The organism is Methanoregula sp. (genome assembly GCF_002835825.1).
Classification (GTDB): domain Archaea; phylum Halobacteriota; class Methanomicrobia; order Methanomicrobiales; family Methanospirillaceae; genus Methanoregula.
Genome location: NZ_PIZH01000273.1, coordinates 1 through 2,980, shown reverse-complemented (window position 1 = coordinate 2,980; position 2,980 = coordinate 1). Strand labels below are relative to the sequence as shown.

Genomic DNA, 2,980 nt, shown 5'->3' with positions numbered 1-2,980 from the left:
CTGCCCATGATGATCTCGCGGTCGCCCCGGTCACCGAGGCCCATCACGACAAACGTGTTGATCTGGGCAAGCACTTTTGCGTCAACGTTCCTGGGCTGCTGGGTGATGACACAGAGGCCCACGCCAAACTTTCTCCCTTCCATGGCGCACTCGCGGAAGATCTGGGTTGATGAGCCGCCGGACCCGAGCACCCGCTGGGCTTCCTCGATCGTGATAAGGACTTTTTTCTGCTCGGCGGGTTCGGATTCCGTGCCGAACTCCTCTGCGGATTTCCGGTGCGCCTGCATAATCCGTCTTGTGATCATCGAGAGGACGAAGAGTTCACTCCGTTCACCCATGCGGGGGATGTCGATTAAGACGACCTTGTCGTCATGGAGAAACCGGAGGATCTCCGGGATGCACGAACCGGATTCGCGGAAGAACTTCCGGTTGCCTGAAACGATATTTTTTATCCGGCGCTGGATGACCTGCAGGGTCCCGGGGTGGAACGACCCGAGCTTGCCCGCAATATCCGGAAACGGGCCGGTATACCGGTTCTGTTTCACTTCATCGGGAAGTGTCTCCACGTTTGCTGCAAGGAAGAACGGGATGACCTCGCTTCCTTTGAGTTCTTCCAGTGACTCGATGACGTCCCGCTGTGCCTGCGAGAGGTCGTACAGCAGGCCAAGGTCGGTCATCCGGAAATCATCGTAATCGAGCCAGAGGCTGGAAAGCCCGTATTTCTTCCGGTCCGGCTCGCTGATGGTGAAGACCGAAAGCCCATCCTTTCCCTCCGTGTAATGGAGGAGGCCGAGTGTCTTCTTTCCCGTGCTGGACAGGCCACCCCGGACATATTCCCCATGGGGGTCAACCACGAGAAGGCCGAACTGCTGCTGTTTCATGCACGAGGCGCAGAAGGTCTTCATGAAATTGGACTTGCCCATGCCGGTTGTCGCAAACACGCCCATATGCTGGGGGAGGACCTTGCTGTGGATCTTGACCGGGACGTCTTTTAACACGCCCTGGCCGGTCCGCATGACCCCGACCTCGATATCTCCCATGACTTCCTTGAGGAATGTGAAGTCCTCTGCTTCCGGCACGGTGACTTCAGAGAACTTTATCGGGATTGTCCGGGGCTTCCGGAATTTTCCTGTCCCGTCAATGAACCCGAGCGGCACGGCTTCCACGCCAATGAAGACATCTTCGCCAAGCCCGTAGAAATGCTCGGAGAAGGGCCGGGTGTCCCAGTTTTTGTCGGCAAAGTTGCTCTCGTGGAAGAGGTCGATGACCTTGGCAAAGAAGACGAACTGCTTTTTTTTATCCTGAATTTTGACGATGTCCCCGACAAAGAGGTGTGCATCATGGGGTACGATGAACCGATACGACAGGACGCTCTTTCCGATCAGCCGGAATTTTGTAGTGTCTTCAGTATCAATATCGTTTAAAGTCATCATGGATATCACCGAATAAGAGATCGAAGATCTCCCTGTTCATTCCCTGCGATGAAAAGCCTCTCATCATGTCCTGCCGGATCTGTTCTGTCAGCGTCTGGTCGATCACCACGGTCCTGTGGGCATCCAGGAGCGGGTAAGGATAGCCGGGGATCCGCCCGTCATCCGAACAAGCAACTATTGAGCTCATGATCATTTCAACCGTTTGTTTATCGGTTCCTTTGGGGAGTTCGAGCTTGAGGGGGAAATGTTTCGTCGGATGTACCGATGCAACATAGAGGTCTCCCTGCCGCCCCCGCTTGTACACGGCGCTGTCGAGCAGGTGCTCATCGATCCTCATCCACCACGGGCCGGTAATTCCGGCGTTCCGGACAAATCCCGCAACCGAGGGCAGGAGAGGATGGCCTCCGCCCCACGTTGCCTTCGTCCGTTTGGTGATCGCTGCAAGGAGTACGCCCCGGTCCTGTGAAGTCCGGATGATCTCCTGCAGGACGGAGTCGTGGTTCTGGTCGGTGACCCGCAATGCCCCGTCAAGGAGGAGGAGCGATCCTTCCGGCAGGGTTTTTGCCTGCGTGAGTGCGATCCAGTATTCAAGGGTGTCACGGAGAATTGCCGAAACCCGTTCCGCATCATTGTTTACCAGGCCGGTTTCGGGAAATCTCCCGAAGCAGTCGCTCATGAGAACCTTGAAGTCCTCGCTCTCCTCTTCCGGTCCAACCGAGACGACCGTGATGGGTGTGATGGCCCGGGCATGGCGCTCCTCCAAAAAAAAATCTGTGTGGCCTGCACGGATCGCGGCAAGGGCAAAACTTCCCGACTCGGCAATGATGGCATTGGACCCGTCGATTGCACTGACAATCCCGGCGGAATTGCCTTGTATGGGGTGGATGTCCGCCTTCGTGAGCTGGCTGAACTCCCGGAATTGTTCCACAAGATCATAGGGCATCTGGTGCGAGATCCGTTCGATGATGAGGGTGATGGATTCTTCATAGGTTTTTTTTACGGTCATCGCATCTCCTCGCATCACGCATTGCCCACAATTTCCTAATTTCTATTGTGGCATGTGATGGGATATAAGAGGGTGGGGGATGGTGTGAAACTGATCCGTCACCGGGTCCTGCGGGAAAAAGCGGGGGAGGAAAATTTCAGGACGATTTCCGGATGAACGTCCCGTTCTCGTATTCGTCAAACGCCTGCCGCAGTTCCTCCTGCGTGTTCATGACGATCGGGCCGCCCCAGGCTATGGGCTCGCGGAGGGGCTTTCCGGCAAAGAACAGAAATCTCACGCCTTCTTCCCCCGCCCGGACATCGATTTTGTCTCCGTCATAATCATACCGGATCATCGTACGGTTCCCCGGTGTTTCTCCGCTCGATGAGTCGAATGCACCCGACCCAAAAAAAACGTATGCTGCTGCCAGGTATCCTGGTTTCACCGGGTGGGAAAACCGCATCTTAGGCCCCAGCGTCACGTCGAGGTACTCGGGATCCGCCACCAGGTCCCGGACCGGGCCGGTCACTCCTCCGATGGACCAGCAGACAACCCGTACCTC

General features: G+C 56.2%; 3 protein-coding genes. All 3 read right to left on the bottom strand.

Annotated elements, in window-relative coordinates:
• A partial coding sequence (locus CW742_RS09665) for an ATP-binding protein (protein WP_292419719.1) occupies nt 1–1,433 on the bottom strand: 1,433 nt, incomplete at its 3' end.
• Nucleotides 1,411–2,439 carry a DNA double-strand break repair nuclease NurA gene (locus tag CW742_RS09660; protein WP_292419717.1) on the bottom strand — a complete coding sequence of 343 codons (1,029 nt, stop codon included), beginning with the start codon at nt 2,437–2,439 and terminating at the stop codon, nt 1,411–1,413. The genes CW742_RS09665 and CW742_RS09660, both read right to left, overlap by 23 nt.
• Nucleotides 2,440–2,575: 136 nt before the next feature.
• Nucleotides 2,576–2,980 (bottom strand): pirin-like C-terminal cupin domain-containing protein (locus CW742_RS09655; protein WP_292419714.1); only part of this gene is annotated, 405 nt, incomplete at its 5' end.